Source organism: Lactococcus sp. LG1074 (assembly GCF_017309525.1).
Lineage (GTDB): Bacteria > Bacillota > Bacilli > Lactobacillales > Streptococcaceae > Lactococcus > Lactococcus petauri.
Genome location: NZ_CP071293.1, coordinates 861,624 through 885,344, shown reverse-complemented (window position 1 = coordinate 885,344; position 23,721 = coordinate 861,624). Strand labels below are relative to the sequence as shown.

18 protein-coding genes and 1 riboswitch are annotated in these 23,721 nt (G+C 39.7%); of the genes, 3 read left to right on the top strand and 15 right to left on the bottom strand.

Translation table 11 applies throughout. The features are described 5' to 3' along the window. Positions 1–489 carry a GNAT family N-acetyltransferase gene (locus tag J0J36_RS04410; RefSeq protein ID WP_019292563.1) on the bottom strand — a complete coding sequence of 163 codons (489 nt, stop codon included), beginning with the start codon at positions 487–489 and terminating at the stop codon, positions 1–3. Between the two features lie 4 nt (positions 490–493). Beyond that, positions 494–1,957: a nicotinate phosphoribosyltransferase gene (locus J0J36_RS04405; RefSeq protein ID WP_153924743.1), complete on the bottom strand. Its 1,464-nt coding sequence runs from the start codon at positions 1,955–1,957 to the stop codon at positions 494–496. A 267-nt stretch (positions 1,958–2,224) separates the two neighbouring features. Between J0J36_RS04405 and J0J36_RS04400 the strand changes: the two genes are divergently transcribed. Continuing rightward, positions 2,225–2,812, top strand: coding sequence for a nicotinate-nucleotide adenylyltransferase (locus J0J36_RS04400; protein ID WP_019292561.1), 588 nt, complete (start codon positions 2,225–2,227; stop codon positions 2,810–2,812). 11 nt (positions 2,813–2,823) lie between these two features. Here the strand turns inward: J0J36_RS04400 and rnr are convergent, their stop codons facing one another. The 7 genes from rnr to J0J36_RS04365 form a co-directional block, all read right to left on the bottom strand. Beyond that, on the bottom strand, positions 2,824–4,851 hold the full coding sequence (gene rnr, locus J0J36_RS04395; protein WP_255566842.1) for a ribonuclease R: 2,028 nt from the start codon (positions 4,849–4,851) through the stop codon (positions 2,824–2,826). A gap of 57 nt (positions 4,852–4,908) precedes the next feature. Beyond that, positions 4,909–6,021: an FAD-binding oxidoreductase gene (locus tag J0J36_RS04390; protein ID WP_019335795.1), complete on the bottom strand. Its 1,113-nt coding sequence runs from the start codon at positions 6,019–6,021 to the stop codon at positions 4,909–4,911. 84 nt (positions 6,022–6,105) lie between these two features. After that, the gene (locus tag J0J36_RS04385) at positions 6,106–6,630 is read right to left on the bottom strand and encodes a dihydrofolate reductase family protein (protein WP_019292558.1); all 525 of its coding nucleotides are present in this window, start codon (positions 6,628–6,630) and stop codon (positions 6,106–6,108) included. Positions 6,631–6,758: 128 nt separating this feature from the next. Next, positions 6,759–6,926 (bottom strand): hypothetical protein, encoded by a 168-nt coding sequence (locus J0J36_RS04380; RefSeq protein WP_019292557.1) that lies wholly within the window; start codon positions 6,924–6,926, stop codon positions 6,759–6,761. Between the two features lie 18 nt (positions 6,927–6,944). Beyond that, a complete protein-coding gene (gene obgE / locus J0J36_RS04375; RefSeq protein WP_014024644.1) occupies positions 6,945–8,258 on the bottom strand; it encodes a GTPase ObgE in 1,314 nt (437 codons plus the stop codon). 252 nt (positions 8,259–8,510) lie between these two features. Further along, complete coding sequence (locus J0J36_RS04370; RefSeq protein ID WP_153924740.1) at positions 8,511–11,648, bottom strand: SbcC/MukB-like Walker B domain-containing protein; 3,138 nt, start codon at positions 11,646–11,648, stop codon at positions 8,511–8,513. Positions 11,649–11,650: 2 nt separating this feature from the next. Beyond that, the gene (locus tag J0J36_RS04365) at positions 11,651–12,823 is read right to left on the bottom strand and encodes an exonuclease SbcCD subunit D (protein ID WP_019335792.1); all 1,173 of its coding nucleotides are present in this window, start codon (positions 12,821–12,823) and stop codon (positions 11,651–11,653) included. A gap of 187 nt (positions 12,824–13,010) precedes the next feature. On the opposite strand from J0J36_RS04365, the gene J0J36_RS04360 reads away from it, so the two are divergent. Continuing rightward, positions 13,011–13,472 (top strand): GNAT family N-acetyltransferase, encoded by a 462-nt coding sequence (locus tag J0J36_RS04360; RefSeq protein ID WP_019292554.1) that lies wholly within the window; start codon positions 13,011–13,013, stop codon positions 13,470–13,472. Positions 13,473–13,574: 102 nt separating this feature from the next. Continuing rightward, on the top strand, positions 13,575–14,516 hold the full coding sequence (locus tag J0J36_RS04355; protein ID WP_040086295.1) for a UbiA family prenyltransferase: 942 nt from the start codon (positions 13,575–13,577) through the stop codon (positions 14,514–14,516). 53 nt (positions 14,517–14,569) lie between these two features. Here J0J36_RS04355 and J0J36_RS04350 read toward each other — a convergent pair whose 3' ends face one another. The 6 genes from J0J36_RS04350 to J0J36_RS04325 all read right to left on the bottom strand — a co-directional run bounded on the left by J0J36_RS04350 (position 14,570) and on the right by J0J36_RS04325 (position 23,720). After that, positions 14,570–17,245 (bottom strand): cation-translocating P-type ATPase, encoded by a 2,676-nt coding sequence (locus J0J36_RS04350; protein ID WP_019292552.1) that lies wholly within the window; start codon positions 17,243–17,245, stop codon positions 14,570–14,572. A 186-nt stretch (positions 17,246–17,431) separates the two neighbouring features. Continuing rightward, positions 17,432–17,531: riboswitch (yybP-ykoY riboswitch) on the bottom strand. 94 nt (positions 17,532–17,625) lie between these two features. Then, a complete protein-coding gene (locus J0J36_RS04345) occupies positions 17,626–17,967 on the bottom strand; it encodes a DUF2200 domain-containing protein (RefSeq protein ID WP_019292551.1) in 342 nt (113 codons plus the stop codon). A 61-nt stretch (positions 17,968–18,028) separates the two neighbouring features. Further along, entirely contained in the window at positions 18,029–18,919 is an 891-nt protein-coding gene (locus J0J36_RS04340) for an ROK family protein (RefSeq protein WP_019293544.1), read from the bottom strand. Beyond that, the gene (locus J0J36_RS04335; protein ID WP_046401087.1) at positions 18,903–20,282 is read right to left on the bottom strand and encodes a glycoside hydrolase family 1 protein; all 1,380 of its coding nucleotides are present in this window, start codon (positions 20,280–20,282) and stop codon (positions 18,903–18,905) included. The genes J0J36_RS04340 and J0J36_RS04335 overlap by 17 nt, the downstream gene beginning before the upstream one ends. Before the next feature lie 12 nt (positions 20,283–20,294). Then, positions 20,295–21,092, bottom strand: coding sequence for a MurR/RpiR family transcriptional regulator (locus tag J0J36_RS04330; RefSeq protein WP_019293546.1), 798 nt, complete (start codon positions 21,090–21,092; stop codon positions 20,295–20,297). A 9-nt stretch (positions 21,093–21,101) separates the two neighbouring features. Further along, positions 21,102–23,720 (bottom strand): glycoside hydrolase family 38 C-terminal domain-containing protein, encoded by a 2,619-nt coding sequence (locus J0J36_RS04325; RefSeq protein WP_019292548.1) that lies wholly within the window; start codon positions 23,718–23,720, stop codon positions 21,102–21,104. Position 23,721 lies beyond the last annotated feature (1 nt).

Sequence of the window (23,721 nt, the reverse complement as noted above, 5' to 3'; positions counted from 1 at the left end):
TCACTCCAAAATTTTAGCCATATAAAATTCATCAACCCATTCATCATTGATTTTAAGAGATTGGCTACGTACTCCTTCAATCACAAAACCGTTTGTTTTATAACATGAAATAGCTGCACTGTTGTTCATTGCCACCGTGAGTTCTAAACGTGAAACTCCTTCTTTACGTGCCCATTCTTCTAAAGCTGCAAAGAGCCGGCTCGCAATCCCTTGACGACGATAATCCTTAAGCACAGCAATGACAATTTTAGCACAATGTCTATTGCGACGGTAAGTGCCCCGATAGGCAGCTAAGAAGGCAACTAATTCACCTTGATCATTGTCGGCGCCCATCAAAAAGTCCGTTGAGGCAACTTGATTGGCTAATTCATGAAGTTTAGTTTTATGTTCGTCCGGTTCAACCAGCATAAAGTTATTTTCTTGAAAAATTTCCATTTGGAGCTGACCAAATGCTTCAGCATGTCCTAATTCAATATTTTTTATTCTCATAGTATCAATCCAATTTCATTCCAGAAACCTTGGTGCGTACTTGACTAATCAAACGCATCTTATGGTTCCATAATTCTTGTGATAAGTCAACGGGATATGGTTGGGGATTGAGGTTGCGCTTATATTCATCCCAAAGTTCGGTCAAGTTGGCTTCAGCAAAAGTTTTGATTTCTTCTAAGGTAGGCAAAGGATAAACTTGCTGGCCTTTGACAAAAATTTCTTTAAGTAGGGGTTTAGCAGTAAAGTCACGTACATTTTTATTAATAAAGGTATGCACAGGATGGAACATATAGATTTCCTCACTCTGGTCTGGTCTTTCACCGTCAAAAGTAATATAATCTCCTTCAGACTTACCGTCACTTTCTCTTGTGATACGCCAGATTTGCTTTTTCCCAGGCGTGGAAACTTTCTCTGCGTTGCTCGACAGTTTGATGGTGTCTTGCATTTCGCCCTGATCATCCTCCATTGAGACGAGCTTGTAGACAGCACCAAGCGCAGGCTGATCATAAGCCGTGATGAGCTTGGTACCTACACCCCAAACATCAATCTTCGCTCTCTGCATTTTCAAGTTCAAAATTGTTGACTCGTCCAAGTCATTTGAAGCATAGATTTTGGCATCAGTAAAGCCAGCTTCATCCAGCTGCTTACGTACTTTTTTCGAGATATAGGCCATATCTCCAGAGTCAATGCGGACACCTTGGAAATTAATTTTGTCACCAAATTCACGTGCCACACGAATAGCTGCGGGAACACCAATGTTCAAAGTATCATATGTATCCACAAGGAAAACACAATCTTTATGTGTCTGTGCATAAGCTTTAAAAGCTTCATAATCGTTGCCATAGCTCTGAACTAAAGCATGAGCATGTGTTCCGCTTGGTTTAATGCCAAAAATCTTAGCCGCACGCACATTACTTGTGGCATCTGCACCACCAATATAGGCCGCACGTGTCCCCCAAATAGCAGCGTCCATTTCTTGGGCACGGCGTGTACCAAACTCAAGCAAAGGATCATCACCAATCACAGACTTGATGCGTGATGCCTTGGTTGCAATCAGTGTTTGGAAATTAATGATATTGAGGACAGCCGTTTCGATAAGCTGACATTCAGCCAGCGGTCCTTCTATCTGAACCAAAGGTTCGTTGGCAAAAACGAGTTCTCCTTCTTGGACAGAGCGGACTGTACCTGTAAAGCGAAGCTGTGCCAGATAGTTCAAAAAATCCTCAGGATAATCTAAATCACGGAGATAAGAAATATCTGTTTCGGTAAATCTTAGATTGTTCAAGTAGTTAACCATGCGTTCCAGACCTGCAAAAATAGCATAGCCGTTTTCAAAAGGCATTGAACGGAAAAAGACTTCAAAAACAGAATTGCGATTATGACGTCCAAGCTCCCAATAGGTATGCATCATATTTATTTGGTAAAGATCTGTATGTAAAGTTAAACTATCGTCTGGATATAGTGACATGGTGACTCCTTTTATGAGTGACAAATTATATTCTAACTCTATTTTAACAAAATTTGACGGTAAATTGTATTGTCATCACCTTTATTTACAAATATTCAGGGACATTTCTATCTTCATGTTGAAATTATCTCAATGCTTCTTAAATTCTTCATGAGTTTAAACTCAATAAATTATTATTTTCTTATTTGAAAATGCTCATGTGACTGATGAAAGTGGGCTTTTCTGGTATAATATGAAAAGAATTAAAAAGGAGCTATATATCCACTAATGGAACAAGCAAAAAGAAATAAAATCGGAATTTTGGGCGGTAACTTTAACCCGGTCCACTTTACCCATCTGATGATGGCTGATCAGGTCGCTCAACGTCTTGAATTAGATAAAGTTTGGCTCATGCCCGAGGCTCTTCCTCCCCATATTGATGAGAAAAAAACAATCTCGGCTGAGCATCGTGTGAAAATGCTGGAGCTGGCGATTGCAGATAGTCCACGTTTATCACTTGAGTTGGGAGAAGTTGCACGTGGTGGGAAATCTTACACCTATGACACGATGAAGCACCTCACTCAAGCTTATCCAGATACTGATTTTTATTTTATCATTGGTAGCGATATGGTGGAATATCTTCCGAAATGGTACAAGATTGATGCCTTACTTGACTTGGTTCAGTTTGTTGCTGTTCAACGTTCAACTGAAGCTATTGAAAGTCTTTATCCTGTCCAATGGGTGGACTTACCTCTTTCTTTTGCTTCCAGTACTTCTTTACGTAAGATGTTTAAAGATGGAATCGAGCCGGTTTACCTCATGCCTCAATCTGTTATCGATTATATTAAAAAAAATAAGCTCTATCTTGAAGGATAGAACTTTTTTTATTATTCTTCAATAATTTCTTCAAAATCAACGGTTCCCTTACGTTTATTGGCTGAAATGACACGAATTTTTAGGACATCCCCCATACGATAAGTTTTCTCAGATTTTTTACCTTTGAAGATATCTTCTTCTTCATCGAATTCAATGGCTTCTTCAACACCTGTGTGAAGATTGACCGTACGAATCAAACCTTGAACCGTATTATCAAGTTCCATGAAGAGGCCAAATTTTTGAACACCAGTTACGGTTGCTGAGTAAACTTCACCGATATGATCTTGCATGTACTCCGCTTTTTTCATAGCATCCACGATTCGTTCCGTCACAACTGCGCGATGTTCCATATCAGAAGACTGTTTAGCGATTTCAGGTAAACGTTCTTTCCATTCTTCTTTCGTACGGTTTGAGTGATCTTTTGGATAAAGATGAAGTAAACGGTGCACAATCAAGTCCGGATAACGACGAATCGGACTGGTAAAGTGGGTGTAGTCTGTCGCAGCTAATCCATAGTGCTGTGTATTTTTTTCTGAATACAGAGCTGTCGACATCGTGTGGCGTAATTGATACGTTAGTGTTTTTTCAAAAGCTGTTCCTTTAATCTCTTCCGCAAAGTAATTTACAGCTTCATGAGAGTTTGAACTCAAGCTAAAGCCCGCATCAGCAGCCTTTTCCATTAATTTAGCAAATGCTTTTTCTTTCGGCTTGTCATGTACGCGGTAAAGTGACGGCAATTTTTTCTTTTGGAAATCAAGGGCAACAGTTTCGTTGGCTGCCAACATGAAGGATTCAATCATACGTTCTGCTGTACCACGTTCACGTTTCACAACATCAATCGCATGTCCTTTTTCATCCAAGATAACTTTTGCTTCACTTTCGTCAAATTCGATCATGCCACGTTGATGACGCATCTCTTCGAGTAGCGCGTGAAGTTCCCCAGCGATAGCGACAGAATCTACAATTTTAGGGAATTGCTCTAGACTTTCGCGATGTCCTTCTTGCCCTTTATTGAGCATCTTGTTTACTGTTGAATAAGTCATACGATAAGTTGTCTTAATCACAGACGGACCAATCTTATAATTGATAATTTTACCGGAATTATTGATTTCCATCACACAGGACATCGTCAACCGCTCTTGCGCTTCATTTAGTGAACAAAGATTATTGGACAGCTTAACAGGTAACATTGGCACGACACGATCGGTAACATAGACAGATGTAGCACGTGCAAAAGCTTCCTCATCCAAAGGTGAACCGTCAGTGACATAGTGAGAAACGTCAGCGATATGAACACCCAGTTCATAATTTCCGTTGTCTAACTTCTTAACATGAATGGCATCATCCAAGTCTTTAGAATCTTCGCCATCAATCGTATAAGTGATTTCTGAGCGATAATCGTCACGCCCTACAAAATCTTCTTCCGTTAATTCTTCTGGGATTGCTTCGGTCTGAGCCATTGTTTCTGCTGTAAATTCTTGCGGAATTTTCATAGCGCAAAGCACTTCCAAAATATCAATCCCCACATCATCCTTGTGTCCGATAATTTCTAACATTTGACCTTCAAATGCTTTATTTTCATCAGGATGTTGCGTTACTTTGACACGGACAACATCACCTTCTTGTACTTCAGGCAGCGGTTGCTTGATGTATAAAGGATCTGTGATTTTATCATTGTAGAGTTGAATCGTGCCTTTGTAGCCTGTAAGTTTGCTTTGACGGCTAGATAAGCTTTGATAGCTCCCAACAGTTTCCGTCACTGAACGTTTTGTGATTTTGATTATCTGTCCATCTGCACCACGTTTAGCATTTTTTTGATGAAGCACACGAACAAGGACTGTATCTCCATCCATTGCTGATTTGGTGAATTTTGGTGAGATGAAAATGTCATTACTCTTGTCAATCGCATCGAGCGGGTTCACAAAGCCAAATCCCTTCGGATGCTTATGAAAAACGCCTTCAACTTCGTTTTTTTCTGGTGTATTAATAATTAAATCTGATATTTTTGCCATTATTATCTTTCTGTTTTTTAAATCTATCTTTTCTATTATAACACACCCTACAAGACGTCTTTTGTTTTGAAATGTTTTTTAAGCTCATTCTTCTTTTTTATTCACATAGAGATTCATTTCCTTTTGATAATGACTCATCTCCCATTTTGAATTATCTGCATTTAAATGTTGCGCTAAAAGATAGGCAATGTAAGGTCCTGTAGTTAGTCCTGAGGAACCTAACCCACTCGCAATATTCAAACCTCTCTCTTGTACTATAGGTCCAAAGAAGGGAGCAAAATCAGCAGTGTATGCGCGGGTCCCGACACGATAGCTATAAGCTGTGTCTGCAAAATAATCTTCCTTTAAGAAGGTCTGCACGCCTTTAGTCAGTTGCTCAAAAGCTTCTTGTGTCGGTTCTAAATCCCAACCTGCTTCATTTTCATGCGTTGCGCCCAAGAGTAGACGGCCATTTTGAAAAGGAATCAAGTCGGCTTCACCTTCTAAGAAAGCAACCGGCCATTTCTCTGTTTCAAAATTGGTCTCAAAAGACAACAGTTGCCCTTTCTGGGGCGAGACCTTGGCTGTATAACCCAGTTGATCCAGTAAAGTTTTCAATGCTGGTCCCGGTGTCAAAACAAGTTCATCTACTTCCACCTCCTCTTGCACTGAAGTCACACGCCATTTTGCCTTCTCCTTCTTGACTTGGGCTTCTTCGCTTATTACACGAACACCGCGTGTTTGGGCACGTTCCCGAAGATGTTGCAAGTAAGCTTTTCCATCAAGTCGTGCGCCTCCAGAGATGTATAAGCTTTCGACAGGTTTTAGCAAAGGCAGCATGTCTGTCGTTTCTTCTTTGGTGAGATGGCGCACTTCCCCAATCTCTGGTGCCGTTGCACGTCGCTCTAAAGCAAGCTGTTCGAGGTCTTGAAGCGCTTGTGGACTTCTGACGAAGAGCGTCCCACACTTTTCGTAAATGTTTTCATCTAAACTCAAGTCTTTGACCAGTTGCTCAAAAAAGGCAGCACCATCTTTAGCTAAAGCATACCATTGTTTGTTTCTTCGTTTGGACAGCCAAGGAGAAATAATCCCTGCACTGGCACCTGTCGCCTGATGTTTGCCAGAATCAAAAACTGTAATGTCAAATTTTTCTGTATCTAAGTAATTGGCCAAGGTCATGCCGATGATGCCGCCACCAATAATCGCTATTTTTTTCATAAATTTATTATTCCATATGGAGTATTTTAAGTCAAATCCATATTTTAGCTTTAAAAATTTCCTAAGAGAGAAAATATATTTTAACTAACTTTTCGCTTTCGTTTTGCGCTTATAAGCCAATTCAACAAATTGTCCGTATCTTGTTGTTCCTTGTAACTCTAAGTCTGCCGCATAATTACCTTGTGGAAAGAGCGGGATACCTTCTCCCAAAATAACTGGAGCAATTGTTACTTGGTACTCGTCGATAAGGTCAGCTTCCATGAAATCCTTAATCAGCTGACCGCCACCAACTAACCAGATTTCTCCTTGAAGCTCTTTGACAAATGATGTTAGATTACTTGGATGCACAAACTTGATATTGGTTTTGTCTTCCCAAGTTTGTCTTGAAAATACATAAGTCATTTTATCCTCATAGGGCCATGTTTCTAACTTTTGATCTAAAAGCCATTGGTAAGTTCTGCTGCCCATGATAACAATATCTACAGATGAGAGAAATCGCGATATACCATTGTCTCCTTCTCCTTCAACAGCCATCAGCCAATCCAAATTATCCTGCTTATCAGCGATATACCCGTCTAATGTTTGGGCGATAAAAAGTTTTACTGCCATGTGTTCTCCTTTTCGTTTCTTAACTTGCTTCATTTAGCTTAGCAAGACTAAATTATAAATTCAAGCTAATTGCTCTTGTTTTCTCCCATGTTATAAAAATAAAAACCATGAAAAACATGGTCTTCTTTTTATTCATCTTCTTTTTCGTTTGTTTCTTGTGCAGCTTTAGAGAGACGGAGTTTACCTGAGGGATTATATTTCTTAATCAAAGCATCAATCCGTTCATCTGTCCAAAAATCTGCTGAGGCAATAAATTCACCGTTTTCATCACGGTCAGAAATAATCTTAAAGCCCATCTCAATCCTCCTACGCTATTAATCTACAAATTCAAACTCAAATTTCTCGATACGTACCAAATCACCATCACGTGCACCTGCTGCACGAAGTTGTTCATCAACACCCATTGAACGGAGTTGACGCGCAAATTTCATGACAGATTCGTCACGGTCAAAGTTAGTCATCTTGAAGAGTTTCTCAAGCTTAGTACCAGACAAGCGCCAAGCGGCATCATCATCACGTGAAATACTGAATGGTTTTTCTTCTTCTTCAAAGCCATAGTATGCTTCTTCATCGATGAAGTCTTCGTCTTCATACAACAAGAATTCTGGTGTTTCAGCTAAGAGTTCACTTGTACGTGCCAACAGACCTTGCAAGCCTGTTTTTGTTAGACCAGAAACTTCAAATATTTGAGGCATTTCTTGCCCTTCAGGTAGATTTTCAGCTAACTTTTTCTTGAAATCTGCAAGAATCTCTGGCGCATCTGGCATATCCATTTTGTTGGCCACAATCAATTGTGGACGTTCAAGCAAGCGAAGATTGTAACTTTCCAATTCCTTATTGATGGTTACATAATCTTCGTAAGGGTCACGTTCCTCGATGCCTGACATATCCAAAACATGCAAGAGAACTCGTGTACGCTCGATGTGACGTAAGAACTGAATCCCTAAACCTGCACCTGAGTGTGCGCCTTCAATCAGTCCAGGCATGTCCGCCATAACGAAACTGTCACCGTAGCCGATTTGGACCATACCAATATTTGGTGTGATTGTGGTAAAGTGATAAGCTCCAATCTTTGGTCGTGCATTAGAGACAACACTCAAAAGCGTTGATTTACCTACAGAAGGGAAACCTACTAAACCAACATCAGCAAGGACGCGTAATTCAAGCATAAGCCATTTTTGCTCCCCTGGTTCACCGTTTTCAGCAACTTCTGGTGCAGGGTTACGTGGTGTTGCAAAGCGAATGTTTCCACGTCCGCCACGACCACCTTTAGCAACGACAAACTCTTGACCTTTGTCAATCAAGTCCACAATTACTTGTCCTGTTTCATTGTCTTTGACTGTGGTTCCTTGCGGAACTTTAACAATCAAATCTTCTGCTCCACGTCCGTGCATCCCTTTGTTCATACCTTTTTCACCTGGTTTCGCACGGAAAATACGGTTGTATTTAAAGTCCATCAGAGTAGAAAGCCCTTCATCGACACGGAAGATAATATCACCACCGCGTCCGCCATCTCCACCAGCAGGACCACCGTCTGGTACGTATTTTTCACGACGGAAAGCGACTGCTCCGTCTCCACCTTTACCAGCTCTTACTTCAATTCTAGCTGTATCTAAAAACAAGCTCATTTTTATTTTTCCTATTTCTTCCTAAAAGCATGCGCTCTTCTATTTGGTTCGAGTTCGATTTTCCAGCAGGACTAAACTTCATCATTTTTTACTGCTGTTTGCTGGAAAAGCTTTTTCCCATACATCTCACTCCACACTCCTTTGTGAGTAGAGTTTTGAACTCTACTATTTTACCATATTTCATTGTTTTTCTCAAAAGGCTACTTTGGAAAGCAGTCGGAACTTTTTATCTTGATTTCTGACTAAAAGATTTTATTTCGAAAAGAGTTTTACCTGACTTTGTCCGTCTCCGACTTTTTCGACACGTAGTTGCTGTGCGATTGAATCTTTCATTTCTTCTACGTGACTGATAAGGCCAACAAGACGATTTTCTCCTATTTGTTCGAGCGCTGTCATGGCTTTTTGGAGTGTTTCTTGATCAAGTGAGCCAAATCCTTCATCGACGAAAAGTGCTTCTATTTGAACCCCTTGCGCAGAATTCTGGACTACTTCACTCAGTGCTAATGCTATTGACAGAGCAGCAATAAAGGTTTCTCCACCCGACAAAGTATTGGATGAACGTGAGGCGCCTGTCTCATTATCATAGATGCTGATGTCCAAGCCATGATCGCGCCTTTTATTGGCGGATTCTTTGGCCAACTCAAAGCGATAGCGGTTATTGGAAAGTTGATTGATGAAATGCTGGTTAGCATAAATCAAAACTTTTTCAAGATAATGTTGGACAACAAAGGTTTCAAGCTTGAGCTTATCTCCTGTTTTTCCTGCTATCGCATTGTAGAGCTTAGTCATTTCACGCGCCTTATCCGCTGCCTTTTCTTGTGTCTCAAGTATTTGTTCAATCTTAGCAACCGTTGTTTCGAGTTGTTGTCGTGTATTGGATAGCTCAATAACTGTCTTTTGCGCTTGGCTATAGCGCTCGTTTAAGGCTTGCTTTTCTTCTCTCAACTCAGTAAGATCAGGTCTTTGCTTACCGCTTAATTTTTCCTCATACTTTGCTAAAGCACGATTCAAGCGTTTCTCTTCAAGTTCATAAGTATTAATAAACTTGGAAATTTCAGGAAGTTTATCCTCTGCAAGCCAATTTTTCAGCGTGACTAAATCACTGGTCCAAGCATTTGGGGCTGCCAATGCTTTGTGGATAATGCGCTGTCCTTCTTGAAGCTTCAGTTTTTGCTCTTCAATACGCATCAGACGTTCTTCATGTTTTGCTTTCTGTTCTGCATAACGCTTTTCAAGGGCAATTATCTTCTCACGCACCTCTTGGCACTCTGTATAATAGTTATCGACTTCTTGGCGCAATATAACCTTCTGCTCTTTTAGAGCTTGACTGGATTGCAGTTGCCCAAACTCAGCTAAACTTTGAGCGATTGTTTCGAGCTGTGCCTTGACTTTATCGCTCTCCTGAAACAACCCTTGACGTTCAGCTTCTAAGTTTTCTACTAAAACAGACAGCTTGTCTTTTTCCAGAGAACGTTCTTTTTGTGCAGTGCTTTTCTGCCTATAACTGTCTTCTCGAGCTTGAAAAATGATATTGAGCTCTTGGCGACTAAACACTTTAGGAAAACTGTCTTCATGTGCCTGACAAAACTGACTGTAGGCTTGGTCAAACTTCTGCTCCATTTCTTGCAGTGTTTCAGCTTTTTCTGCAGCTTTTTTTTGAGCCATTTCAAGTTCGCTTTGAGCCTTTTCTTGCCTTTCTTCTGCAGCAGCAAAGGCTTCTTGAGCTTTGTCAACTTGTTGCATAGCTTCTTTTAAGTCATCGTCAGAAACATCAAGCTCAACATGTGATAAAGGATGTTCTGTAGCACCACAAACTTTACATGGTAACCCATCTTCGAGTTCCTTTTGCAGTTGAGCAATCATGAGACTTTGACGTAATTTTCGCTTTTCCTGATAACTTTCCTGTTTGAGCATGAAATCTTGCTGCAGTGTCGTAATGTTTTCCTCAGCAAAGTTTAATTCCTTTTGTGCAAGTTGATTTTCTTGTTTTAAGCGCTCCAAATATTCTGCTAAGGGAGAAAGTTGCTGGTGAAAGTCCAACTTTAGACGACTTAAAGCATCTTTTTCCGCCTGCAAGATACTCTCATCAAGGATCTCTTTTTGTAATTGTTCAAGTTTGACTTGTGCTTCTTTTAGGGGCACATCTGTCTCACTTTGCTTAAGCTGCAAGTGGACAATCTTTTTCTCCAAATCTTTTTTCTGCCGGATAAGTTTTTCTGCCTGCTCGGCTTGCGTAATCGTGCGAGTCAGCTCTTCAATATCCTTATCTTTTTCTCCAAATTCTGAAGCTTTCTGATCTAAGTCTTGCTCACGTTTTTTCACTTCTCCAAGTATTTTCTGCTCTTGCTCGGCTTTTGAGCGATAATCAGCTTCACGTACTTGGTTAGCTTCTAATTCTTTTTCAACCTCTTCCAAGTCACGTAAAATATCCTTAAATTGTTGCGCCCAGCTGCGGGCTTCGTAGGCTTCTTTCTGTTGCTCATAGAGCGCTGCCTGCTCTGCTATTTTTTCCTGATATTCTTTTTGAGTCTTTTCTGCTTCAAGGAACTCTTGTTCCAGCAGCAAGGCATCTTCGTAAGCTTTATCGACAGTTTCTACTTGTTGCTGCGCTATTTTTGCTAAGTCACGAGCCTTGCTTTCTTGCATCTGCTTTTGCTCTAGAAATTCTGTCGCTTTTTCAAATTTTTCCTTATCTGGACATTCTTCCAAAGCCTTGGCTTCTTCCTCCGTCCAGACAGAAGAGCTATATTGGCTTTGCAAGATTGAATCAAGAGCTGCGTTTTCTTGATTGTTTTTTGTGTATTGATTCCGCACTTCCTCAGAAAAGACCGTAAAAATTGCCGTACCAAAAATTTTCTTCAGAATTTCTTCTTTTTCATTGGTGGCTGATTTTAAAAAACGTGAGAAGTCATTTTGTGGAAGTAAAATGATTTTCTTGAACTGCTCGGCGCTGAGGTTTAAAAGACCATATATTTCACTGGCAACATCGACCGGTTTTGTAGCCAAGCTGGCTTGCTCTATGCCAAATACCCTATCTACAATAGCTAAGCTGGCTTGACTTTTTTCCGTCTTAGTACCTGTCCCTCTTTTCTTAAAGACTTCTTGCTCAGGACAGCGTTGTACCTTATAAAGAAAGTTACCTTGCTCAAAATAGAAAATGACTTCGGTATGTTGGTCTGGTTGTGCAAACTGGCTGCGCATTTCTCTCGCTTCACGATCTCCTGTCGTCTTGTCAAAAAGAGCATAAGTCATTGCATCAAAAATCGTAGATTTTCCGGCACCCGTATCGCCGCTAATCAAAAATAATGGTGCTTCATCTAAAGCTCTAAAATCAATTTCCGAGTGAGCATGAGGTCCGAAATAATTCATTTCTAAGTAAATTGGTTTCATGTCTACTTCTCCCCTCTCAAGTCAATAAAAGTTTCTTCGATAAAAGTTCGCTGAAATGGACTAAGTACCTCTCCTGCCACCTGTTGGTAGAAATTTTGCACGATTTCTTCCTCACTCATCATTTCCATATTTTGATGGGTTTCATGCTCTATGATGCGTTCTTTATCTTCATAATCCAGTTCGACAATAGTGCCATAGATTTTCTGAAGTTGGGCACGTAAATTTTGCCCAGCATGAGCAAAGCGGTCAAAGTTTTTAATACATATAGCAAACCAAGCAGATTCTAAAGGTTGTTGCTGGTAAAACTCTGGATCAATAAGCGTTTCCCACTCTTCAGCAAGAGCAACCAAATCCGTCTGCGGTTGAATTTCGAAAAACTCAGTCTCAACCTTATCCGCCACATTTACGATATAATAGCCTTTTTTCGTTTTCGCTTCTTTGATATTAAATTTGACAGGACTTCCTGAATAACGCACTGTCTCACTGGGTGAAGCATGATGTGTATGAATATGCCCCAAAGCAACGTAGTCAAAATCCACAAACTGCTGGACTGTGACAGTAGCTAGCCCCCCAGCTTTGGACTTGGTTTCACTTGTCAGCTCAATCTCCTGATCTGCAGAAGGGCTCACAGCAAAGTGAGTCACTAAAATTTGTTTTTTCTCAGGGTGAAAGGCTTCTCGCATTTTTTCAAGTACTAGTTCTAATGCCTGAGACAAGGTTTTAATTTCTTTCACTTCCTCTTCCGGCATACCCGCTTGTAAAAAATAAACACGCGCATCAGCTGGATCAAAGTAAGGAAGCAAGAACATCTGAATCTCCGCTGTTTCAATGGGTACAAAAGCTTCTTCTAATAATGTATTCAAATGCAAATGGTTAAATTCCATCCATTCACGCCCATAATTTAGTCGTCGTGCTCCGTCGTGATTTCCCGAAATTGCATAAATAGGAAAATTCTCCTGAATATTCATTTCTCGCAGCATTTCGTTAAAGGTCGTCACAGCTGCTGCGCTCGGAACTGTCCGGTCATAAAGATCTCCTGCAATAATGATACCGTCAACCTTTTCTTGCTTGGCTGCGGCCAGCATAATTTTAAAGGCGTGCTTTTGCTCTTCTAAAAGACTCCAACCGTTCAAGGTTCTGCCAATGTGCCAATCTGATGTATGTAAAAATTTCACTAATTTCAGCCCTTTTCTACTTTTTTCGCTTTCTCTATTATACCTCATAAAAGTTAAAGACAAAATAATGGGGAGATTTCCCCATGTGGCCAATATTTATACATCACTTCTTTATCCTCGCCTATGGTATAATTTAGGAAAAACTAAGCTCACCCATACCAGATGTTTTTTTAAATTAAGGAGAATTATGCTAAAACTTATTGAAATGACACAAGAAAGATTTCAACACTACATGCTCTCCGCCGTAGAAACCTTTGCTAAAGAAAAAGTCCTAAACGGTACTTGGGCTGAAGAACAGGCTTTTTCAAAGGCTCAGGCAGAATACAATTTACTCCTGCCTGAAGGCCTCCAAACCCCCAATAACTATTTTTATTCTATCCTTGAAAAGGGAGAAGTCATTGGTTATATTTGGACGGCTCAAAGTACAGACAATGCTCGAACTGCTTTTATTTATGATTTCGAAATTTATGAAGAATTTCAAAATCAAGGTTTCGGCTCTACGTCTCTTGAATTAATTAGTTTACAAGCTAAACAACTTGGCTTTTCATCCCTAGCTTTACATGTCTTTGGAAGTAACTCTAGAGCTTTACACGTCTATAAAAAAATGGGTTTTGAAATTACTGATATTAATATGCAAAAAGAATTATAATTTAACTTTTTACTGAAGAGATTTGAGTACTCTAGCTTGGAGCACTGTCTATCTTTCTTTCCAACTAAGAATGCCTCTTTTTTTTGTGATATAATTCTCATTATGAACGTCAAAACATTTCTTAACTTTACAAGAATCCAAACCTTACCCGTGGCTCTGCTTTCGCCACTTGCAGGAATTATGTTCTCGCTATGGTATTTTCACTCTTTTCATCTTTTACCAACCCTTCTTTTTCTGATCGGTCTTGCTGCCATCAATCTTTTTGTTTCCGCATGGAATAATTTGATGGACTACCATAAAGCGCTGGATCCAGAATATAAAACCCAGCAAAATATCATTAGCAATCGCAATATCAACCCTAAGTTAGCACTAAAAATTTGCCTGCTCTTTCTTTTCATCGATATCGTAGTTGGGCTTGCAGTTATGCTTATCACCAATCTTGCCATTTTACCCGTTGGCGGCCTCTGCTTTCTTGTAGCAATCTTTTATACATATGGCCCCTTTGCTTTCAGTCGCTTTCCTTTAGGTGAATTTTTAGCTGGCCTATGTGAAGGATTTTTCGGTTTCTTTCTCGCTGTGTATATTAATTCTTATGATTTACAGTACTTTTTCATTCAATTTGACGGCTGGAAAATGAACTGGACGTGGGATTTTTCCCAACTTCTTCCGATTGTTCTCATAGGTATTATGTGTTTCTGTCAGAACTTCAATGTCATGCTTTCCGATAACATTTGTGATTTGGAACAAGACATTCGCAATCAACGTTTCACCTTACCTTATTATCTTAAAATTCCTGCCAGCTTAGTACTTTATAAAGTCATGTATATCATTCCTGCTCTTTGTGTTAGTCTAGCGATAATCTTAGGTATCTTGCCTATATGGTCTGCCTTAATGCTGCTCATCCTCTTCGAGTTGATTCCTAATATGAAAAAATTCCTCCACAAGCAAGTCAAAAGCGAAACCTTTCATTATCAAATTAAAAATCTAATTCTTTACAATGGCAGCTTGGCTTTGACTCTGTTTATTGCTATTATCTTTAACTAAAAAAAAAACGCTCCAAAAGCTGGGAGCGTTTTTTTAATTTTCTTAAAGGATAATTAACCTACTTTGTTTACTGTTGCTTTTGCTTTTTTCTGACTAACAAGTACGCGAAGTGCTTTGATGATTTCCATCATCAAGACAGCACCTAAAGCAAGACCAGCAGCAAGTAACCAGTAGTGCATACTGAAGTTTGCCGGAATGCTGAAGAATTCACGTGTGAAAGGTAAAGTTGTCAAGCTGTAAAGTCCAAGGCAGAATACTACCGCACCTAAAACATATTTGTTAGAGAAGAGGCCCAATGAAAGGATTGTTTGTGAATTTGAACGTGCTGTGAAAGTTTGTAAGCTACGTGCCAAGATTAGAGTCGTGAAGGCCATAGCTACACCCAACTCATCTGAAACTTGCATCCCGATATATTGAGAAATAATCGCTGCAATACCAATCAATACACCACGAACCGCAACACTTGCCATCAAACCGCCTTCGAAGATACCTTCGTCAGAAGGACGTGGTTTTTTCTTCATGACATTGGGTTCTGCTTTTTCCATACCCAAGGCAATCGCTGGTACAGAGTCATTTACCAAGTTGATGAAGAGCAATTGCAGGGCTGTAAATGGACTTGCCCAGTTCATAACTAAGGCAAAAACAATGGTAATAATCGCCCCTAAGTTACCTGAGAAGAGGTAACCAATTGATTTTTTGATATTATCGTAGACTGTACGTCCAACCGCTACAGCATTAACAATAGAAACGAAGTTATCATCGGTCAAAATCATTGATGATGCATCTTTGGCAACGTCTGTCCCTGAACCCATAGCAATACCAATATTGGCTTGTTTCAAGGCTGGGGCGTCATTAACTCCGTCACCAGTCATCGCAGTAACATTTGCTTTCTTCTGCCATGCGCGAACAATACGAATCTTGTTTTCCGGTGACACACGCGCATAAACAGAGATTTTCGCCAAGTTGTCATCCAACTCTTGCTCTGACATAGCATCTAATTCTTGCCCAGTCACAGCAATGTCGTTTTCCCCAAAGAGACCGATATCTTGCCCAATCGCACGCGCTGTTGTTTTATGGTCACCCGTAATCATCACTGTACGGATACCTGCTTTTTTCGCTTCCGCAATTGAATCATAAACAGCTTCACGTGGTGGGTCAATCATGGCTGTTAAACCAATCAAGATCAAGTCATTTTCATCTTCCAAATCCAGAACTTCTTTGTCTTGCGCCAAAGGTTTGTAAGCATAAGCCAAAACACGGAGTGCTTTGTTACTGAATGCTTCATTTTGTTTTTGGAATTCTGCTTTTAATTCTTCAGTAAAGTCTTGGACTTGACCGTTGATAAGAACTTTCGAACAACGTGCAAACATCACGTCTGGTCCACCCTTAGTCAACATGAGTTTTTCATCATCAATAAGGTTAATCGTTGACATCAACTTACGGTCGGAATCAAAAGGAAGTTCTGCTAAACGAGGGTAAGCTTCACGAAGTTCTTGATAAGGTTTACCTACCTTGTTGCTAAAAGCAATAAGTGCAACTTCTGTTGGATCGCCGAGCTCTTGCCCTTCTTCATTGATACTTGAGTCATTACACAAGACAGCTGCTTCAATCAGCAGTGCTTCGTCCGACGTCCAAGTTTCTGGCTGATCTGGGAAAGTTTCTTTTGTGGTTGTAGGCAAAAAGTAATCGACAACCGTCATTTTGTTTTGGGTTAATGTCCCTGTTTTATCCGTACAGATAACACTTGTTGAACCTAAAGTTTCAACTGCAGGCAACTTACGAATGATAGCATGTTGTTTTGCCATTTTGTTTGTACCTACTGAAAGGACAATCGTTACAATTGAAGAAAGTGCCTCTGGAATTGCGGCAACAGCGACAGCAACAGCAAACATGAAGGCATCTAACATCTTCACTTCAATATTTGCACCGTCTCCAGCAAAGAAGATACGTGCCGCTTGAATTGCAAAGATAGCAACAGAGAGAATCAGGATAGCAATACCCAGTTGTTTACTGAATTTCTCCAGTTTTTGTTGCAAGGGTGTTTGTTTATCTTCAGCCGTTTCAAGGAGCGTGGCGATTTTACCAATCTCTGTTTGACTTCCGGTACCGGTAACGATAAATTCTCCACGCCCATAAACAGTGAGCGCTCCACTGTAGAGCATATTTTTACGGTCGCCTAAAGGAAGTTCCCCTTCAAGCGCTACATCTGTCTTTTCAACTGCTTCGGACTCACCTGTTAACATGCCTTCTTCTACACGCAAGCTCTTACAAGTCAAGACACGTCCATCGGCAGGAACAAAGTCCCCTGCTTCAAGCAAGACAAGGTCACCCACAACAAGTTCACGTGCTGGAATCGTTATTTTTTCACCATTACGTAACACTTTTGCATGGGGCGCCGAAATTTGTTTCAAGGCATCCAATGAACTTTCTGCTTTTTTGGTTTGTATCACAGTGACGATTGAGCTGATTAATACTACACCAAGAATGATGCAGGCTTCAACCACTTCGCCTAATGCCAGCTGAACAATGGTAACAATCAGCAGGACAATAACCATCGGATCTTTAAAAGTGTCCAGTAATATTTTCCAAGTTGGAACTTTGTCTTTACTCTTCAGCTCATTAAAGCCGTCTCGTTCTTGTCTTTCTTTGACTTCTTGCTCCGTTAGACCTTCAACGGTTGTCTGCAATTCCTCAAGGACAAGCTCTGTTTCTTTGTTGTAGAATTCCATTTTAGCTCCTTCTCCAATAGTTAAATATGACGCTTGATATCAAAAGCAATATTTTTTGATTCGAAACGAATAAGACGCTACGGTAATCGATAGATAGTATGATTTTCCCTCCAGCATGAACATCTTTCAATGCTTGTATGTAGCGTATTAAAAAGACCCCTGCCAAATCTGGCAAAGGTCTTGCTAAACATGTCATATCCATGTCAACAAAGCCGGTGAGATTAATGCTCACGGAATGACGACTTTGTTTCGGTTTGCACCGACGCTACTCCCCTTTGGGAATTCATATTCAATATTGTTCTTTAATAATAACAAATTCCCTTAGTAAATGCAAGAATTGGACTCAGTCTGGACACATAAAGCTTCATTATGTCCACGAGTTATGAGGTTATTCTTTTAATCTTTTCCAGACTTTTCCCTTTGGCGAGTTCATCTACTACTTTATCCATATAACGTAGCTTTTTCATAAAGTTGTCTTCGATTTCTTCTACACGAACACCGCAAATCACTCCAGTGATAAGAGGCGCATTGTCATTAAAAGGCTGATTTTCAATCAATTGCCCCAAGCTACCCGTGAGCTGGCTAGGATTCGTGTATCCTGTTAACCAAGTCAAAATCTCATCTAATTCTTCTTTTGTCCGTCCTTTTTTCTCTACTTTTGCCAAGTAAAGCGGATAAACGGTTTCAAATTTCATCTGTTTTACACGATCAGTGCTTGCCATATTCTTTACCTCTATAAAGCGTTTTCTTTTAAGTATATAGAGCGCTGGTTTTTTTGTCAAATCATCTCTGAGCTTTCGGGAAAATAGTGTAAAAATTTAAAGCTGCCCCAATCAGATTTGCATTGTTCATATAATGACAACTTTCAATTCTTGGCAGGATATGAGCTATATCATAATTTTGAAGACGTTCTGCTAATTTTTTTTGGAGGATTTCTGGCAAATCTTTCCGCGCTGACATTCCGCCACCAATGATAATTGTATCTGGATCAAGCGAAACTTGGATATTATATAAATAATCAGAAATAATCTCCAGCATATTTTCGATAAGTAAAGTAGCTTGGGGATTTTTTTGATCCATTAAGTCATACAGTTCCTTACCTGAAATTTTCTGCCCTGTCTCTTTGGAATAAGTTTCCGCAGCTTTAACCAATGGTCCGGTTTCGCTAAAAGTTTTATGCTTCGTGTTTTTCATCAAACCGAATTCGCCAGCAAAAAGATGCGCACCTTTATAAAGCTTGCGGTTAATAAAGATAGCTCCACCTACTCCTGTACCTATGACCAAAAAAACAGCATTCTGGGCTTCTTTTCCTGCACCATAATCAATTTCACAAATCCCTGCACAATTGGCATCATTTTCGATAGCCACGGGCAAGTCAAAGCATTGTTCAATTTCATCAAATATAGGACGATTGTGCAGATAGGGTACGGCGCTGATTCCTTCAATCCTTCTTTTCGCTGTATTGACAGCGCCTGGAGACGATATCGCTATTCCTTTAAGCTGTGGATAGTCCTTGATAATACTGCCCATCTTCGCAGTAAGCTTTTCAAAGCTTTCAGGTGTTTTAAAAGAAGCATTATTCAGGATTTTTTCTCCATCCCATAAACCATATTTTACTGCTGTGCCGCCAATATCAAACACGGCGAGCTTATGTCCATTATTCTTCATATCCATTATGCTCACTTAATTTCTTATACCAAAGTCCGCTCTTTTTCACGGTACGTTTATAATCCTCTTCCAAATCAACCCGATAAAAACCATAGCGGTTGCGATAACCATTCAGCCAAGACCAACAATCAATAAAAGTCCACGTGTGGTAACCAAAGCAATTGCTTCCTTCTTCAATGGCTTGATGAAGGTAACTGAGATGCTCCTTCATAAATTCAATGCGATAATCATCTTGGATCATGCCTGAATCATCCATAAACCGCTCCTCATCAGCTACCCCCATGCCATTTTCACTGACAAACCAAGGAAGATTATGATAGTCCTTTTTCATCATCATCGCTACATCATAAATGGCTTGCGGGTAAATTTCCCACCCACGATAAGGATTCATTTTCTTTTCAGGCCAATCATAAGGTTGGTAAAAATCATCTAAGGTTTTAGCGGGGAAGCTCGCATTCTCAGGTGCTTGAACGCGACTCGGTTGGTAATAATTTAAACCGATAAAGTCTACTGTATTGGCTGCTACATCTTTTTCATCTTCTGGTAATGTTTCAGGTAAGAGTTGGTTAATTTTGAGAAGTTCAACCAAATCAGTGTTGTGTTTTCCAAGCACCGCAGGATCAAGAAAGCTTTTTATATTGACTAAATCAGCGGCTTTTTTAGCTTTTAAGTCTGCTGCTGACTGACTGCGCGCATAGCTCGGAGATACATTAAGAATAATACCGATGGATCCTTGCGGCATAAGTTCTCTAAAGGTTTGAACAGCTTTTACATGTGCCATTAAGGTATGATAAGCCACTTGAACAGCTTTTTTGATATCAACAATTGCAGGATAATGAAAGCCTTGTAAATAACCACATTCCACATGAACCATTGGTTCATTGAAAGTGGTCCAATCCTGAACTAAATCACCAAAGCATTCAAAAGCTGTTTGGGCATAAAAACGAAAAGCCTCAACAGATTCTCGGATTTCCCACCCACCTTTATCCATCAACCACATGGGCATATCAAAATGAAAAAGGTTAATTATTGGCTTGACACCATTTTCTTTCATCTTTGTAAAATAATTTCTATAAAAATCAACCGCCTGAGGGTTGAGCGTTTTACCGTCAGGAAGTAGTCGTGTCCATTGGATAGAGGTACGAATCGAATTAAGCCCGATAGCTTTCATCCGTTGGCAATCCTCTGCGTAATTTTCGTAAAGATTAGAAGTTATTTCTGGGCTTTGTTTTTCATTAAATCTTTCAGGATTTTCTTTAAACCAGTAATCCCATGTAGAAGCAGATTTACCCTCTTTTAGAGAATAACCTTCAGTTTGTGGACCGGATAAAGCTGCACCCCACAAAAATCCTTCAGGAAATTTTTTCATGTTTAAACCTTCTTATTTTTTATTTTTATGTAAAATTTCTTCAGATTTGATCCATTTCTTTACAGAATCAGAAAAGAGATGAAGATAGCGTTCGTAAAGTATGTCTAATTGAATCAAAATCGGAATTTGTGGTGAGATATTCCCGATAGATTCTTCATGTGTTAAGCCCGCTGATATTAGTGTAATATCTGCTTGTTTAATCAAATCAGAATTAGGATTGGAAGTAATCAGTGCTATCGGAATATTTTTTTCCTTTGTTATGGTCATCGCTTCAAGAAGGTTGCTGTCTATTCCTCTCAAGGATGCCACGAGTATCATTTCACCCTCACGGGCAAATTCTGCTGACATTAAGATTGACTTTTCCTCTGAAATGACACGAACATACTTGCCAAACCGTGAAAATTTGAATGAAAAATCAGCTCCTGTATAACTGTTAAAGCCCTTTCCAAAAAAATGAATGATGTTATGATCTTTTATTAAAGCGCACAGCTTGTCCACTTCCACCTCGGAATAAGCATTGTCACTTCGTGTGGCTAAGGCATGGTAAATAGCTGTCACTGCCGATGAAATCGATGGCTCTTCTTTTTTATCCAAGGAAAGGTTATATAAAAACATGAGTTCCTTGTAATTATCCAAACCAATCTTTTTACAAAAGCGAGTAATCGATGCCTTTGATACAGCAAGTGTTTGTGCTAATTTATCTATATTCAGCGGTGCCTTTTTACTGATAAAATAGTTGGCTATAATCTCCTCAACATAGGTTAATTCCAAACGGTGCGATTCAATTAATATGAAAATATCTTCCTTCATGATTTTTCCTCAATCTATGAAATGAACAGTTTTAATCTGTCCTGCTCTAAAATCTCCCAGATTAATTTTACTATTTTTTTGTCGTTCGGTTAGCGCGATTCCTTTCAAGTCAACAAACTCATAGCGAAGCTCCTGCTCTGACAGAATAAAATTCTCACCCTGAACAGCTTGGGTACTTGGATTATACACCCGTAAGTCCCAACCGCCGTAAAGCTTATTCTTACGGAGTGAACTAAAGACAAGGTCAGGTGCTTTCAAGCTGATATTCTGGGGACTGCAAATTTTTTCTTTCAAGGTATTTGACACAAAATATTTTAAAGTCGTTGTAAAAAGATTTAGACTCTGAATTTGATAGAACGGCAAGGATAAAGCATAATCAAGGTAACTTTTAGCAAGTCGTGCGGGGTTATAATCCTGTTCTAAACTTATGGCAAATTTGAATGTTAATTTTTCCAACAATTGGCTATCAGGTGTTGGGATGTACTTAAAAGCATTACCAGAAGCTACACCTGGCCTTCTGAGCAAATCAGGCCGTCCTAAAAATCCGACACTTCGAAAGAGGGTTAAAGCTAACTGATGGTGATTTTCCCCGATTAATTGATATTCTTTGATTCCTTTGGCAAAAACCGTCCAACTGTTTTTATCATCGTGAACATTAACCCATTTTAGCATGGGGTAAATAGCTGTTGGTTCTTCACGCCAGCCGATTTCTTGCCAATCTTTCAAATGCGGATCTTCTGCTTCACGCTTCACTGTGCCAAAAGGCGTATCTGTGTAAGAATATTGATTAGCAAAAGGAAGATTGATGACTGCACGCATACGATGGTCCAGCGCTTGATTATCTATCGTCAAATGGCATTCGAGATGCTTGCTCCCTTTTTTTAAGGTAATTTTTAATTCGTAGTCTTGTTTTTGTTCGCAAATGCCTTCTGCACGTTCTTTCAAATCCTTGGGAAGGTCCCAAGTACCAGTCAAAATCAGCTCTTGATAATTTTCCCCACAAAAAGCTTTTCGCTCACTTCCCGTAAGTGTCAAATCAAAGACACAATCTGCATGAGCTGGCGAGTAATCGTAAGTATCACCTTCATCACCACCATCTTCAAAAGATAAGATGTTGTCATAACTTTGCTGCTTTTTCTTATCAAATAAATGAAGCTGTCCTTTTTCATAGCTCAGCTTGTAGTAATCATTTTCAATATAATCTTGCTTGTCTTCGCTGATGACCATGCTTGACCGTTGACTTTCTTCAACGAAGTAATTCACAAAACTAAGCGCAGGAACCGTAACTTCTACAGCCAGTTCATGAATATAATAATATTTATCCGGATCTTGAGCAGTTTCTTCGCGTCTGATCTCACCAGAATATTCTTTATTTCTTGCCAGAACATCAAAACTTAGCGCTTCCCCTGCCGTGTTTTTCAGTTGGATATCTTTAAACTCAGTAGAGACATTAATTTTTACTGTTTTAGTTACTTCCCAAGGCAGGGTATTAAAAATGCTGACTTGGTGGTCACAAACTTTTTTCTGTGACTCACTGATTTTTCTGGTCAAGTAGTCGACTATGGAATAAGACAGTTGGTCTGCTTCGATAAAACGCTCGCGAATAATGCGATTGGTTTTATCGCTATTACAGCCGCCCGCACTGTCGTGGGCTTGATTTTTTGCCAGCAATTTCCAGATTCTGTCAATTAAGCCTTGCTTGTTAGCAATACCAAGTTTTTCAGCCATAAGAACGAGTGGTTCTACCTGATAAATCATCCGTCTTTCCAGCTTATCATTCAAATACTTATGGTCGTAACGTGAAGAATAAATCGAGCGATGGATTTTCGAGACTGAGCTGGAGATAAATTCTCCTTCAATTGTGGTCAGTTCCTCTTTTTCGAGTTCGGAGAATAGCTCCTCATAATTGCTTTCTTTTAACTCATAGTCACTCAGTTTCTGGTTGTAAAAATCAATCCGCTCACGTAGGTTAAAATCTACATAACGCTGGTCTCCTCCTACAGGTAAGACAAGATGTTGCCCCACAGCACCGTCTTCAATCTGCGTCATAAGTTCTTGGGTTTGGTCACTATAAATAAGTCCAACGCCGACAAAATAACCATCCTTAATATTTGCGGCTAAAACTTTTGAACCATCTTCAGCTTGCCAATAAAATTCGCGGTCCCTTGTTTTTTCCTGCGGCAATCCTCGCCAAAAGACTGTACGATCAATTCCTAAACCTTGATATATCTTAGGCATATCTTTGCTCTGGCCGAAAGAGTCTGGCAGGTAACCGATATTCATATAACCACCCAAATCTTCTGCTAATTCCATTCCCAGAGTCAAATTTCTCACAATTGACTCGCCACTTATGATGAGTTCATCTGTTTGAGTATACCATGGACCAATCCAGAGTTTTCCAGCTTGAACCAACTTTTTGAGTCGTGTTTTTTGTTCAGGGAAACTTTGGAGGTAGTCATCCAAAATGCTCATTTGCCCATCGAGGAGATAATAAGAAATTTCATTATTCTCCAAAGCGCTCATTACTTCATCCAAATGATAAGCCAACTGGACGAAAGATTCATTATGAGTAAAATACCATTCTAAATCCCAATGTGTATGATGAATGACGTGTACTTTTTTCTTCATT

Excerpts from the sequence above, each read along its gene's own strand:
- J0J36_RS04410 (WP_019292563.1), bottom strand. The coding sequence starts at position 489 with ATGAGAATAAAAAATATTGAATTAGGACATGCTGAAGCATTTGGTCAG.
- J0J36_RS04405 (WP_153924743.1), bottom strand. The coding sequence starts at position 1,957 with ATGTCACTATATCCAGACGATAGTTTAACTTTACATACAGATCTTTAC.
- J0J36_RS04400 (WP_019292561.1), top strand. The coding sequence starts at position 2,225 with ATGGAACAAGCAAAAAGAAATAAAATCGGAATTTTGGGCGGTAACTTT.
- J0J36_RS04390 (WP_019335795.1), bottom strand. The coding sequence starts at position 6,021 with ATGAAAAAAATAGCGATTATTGGTGGCGGCATCATCGGCATGACCTTG.
- J0J36_RS04385 (WP_019292558.1), bottom strand. The coding sequence starts at position 6,630 with ATGGCAGTAAAACTTTTTATCGCCCAAACATTAGACGGGTATATCGCT.
- J0J36_RS04380 (WP_019292557.1), bottom strand. The coding sequence starts at position 6,926 with ATGGGCTTTAAGATTATTTCTGACCGTGATGAAAACGGTGAATTTATT.
- obgE (WP_014024644.1), bottom strand. The coding sequence starts at position 8,258 with ATGAGCTTGTTTTTAGATACAGCTAGAATTGAAGTAAGAGCTGGTAAA.
- J0J36_RS04370 (WP_153924740.1), bottom strand. The coding sequence starts at position 11,648 with ATGAAACCAATTTACTTAGAAATGAATTATTTCGGACCTCATGCTCAC.
- J0J36_RS04360 (WP_019292554.1), top strand. The coding sequence starts at position 13,011 with ATGCTAAAACTTATTGAAATGACACAAGAAAGATTTCAACACTACATG.
- J0J36_RS04355 (WP_040086295.1), top strand. The coding sequence starts at position 13,575 with ATGAACGTCAAAACATTTCTTAACTTTACAAGAATCCAAACCTTACCC.
- J0J36_RS04350 (WP_019292552.1), bottom strand. The coding sequence starts at position 17,245 with ATGGAATTCTACAACAAAGAAACAGAGCTTGTCCTTGAGGAATTGCAG.
- J0J36_RS04345 (WP_019292551.1), bottom strand. The coding sequence starts at position 17,967 with ATGGCAAGCACTGATCGTGTAAAACAGATGAAATTTGAAACCGTTTAT.
- J0J36_RS04340 (WP_019293544.1), bottom strand. The coding sequence starts at position 18,919 with ATGGATATGAAGAATAATGGACATAAGCTCGCCGTGTTTGATATTGGC.
- J0J36_RS04335 (WP_046401087.1), bottom strand. The coding sequence starts at position 20,282 with ATGAAAAAATTTCCTGAAGGATTTTTGTGGGGTGCAGCTTTATCCGGT.
- J0J36_RS04330 (WP_019293546.1), bottom strand. The coding sequence starts at position 21,092 with ATGAAGGAAGATATTTTCATATTAATTGAATCGCACCGTTTGGAATTA.
- J0J36_RS04325 (WP_019292548.1), bottom strand. The coding sequence starts at position 23,720 with ATGAAGAAAAAAGTACACGTCATTCATCATACACATTGGGATTTAGAA.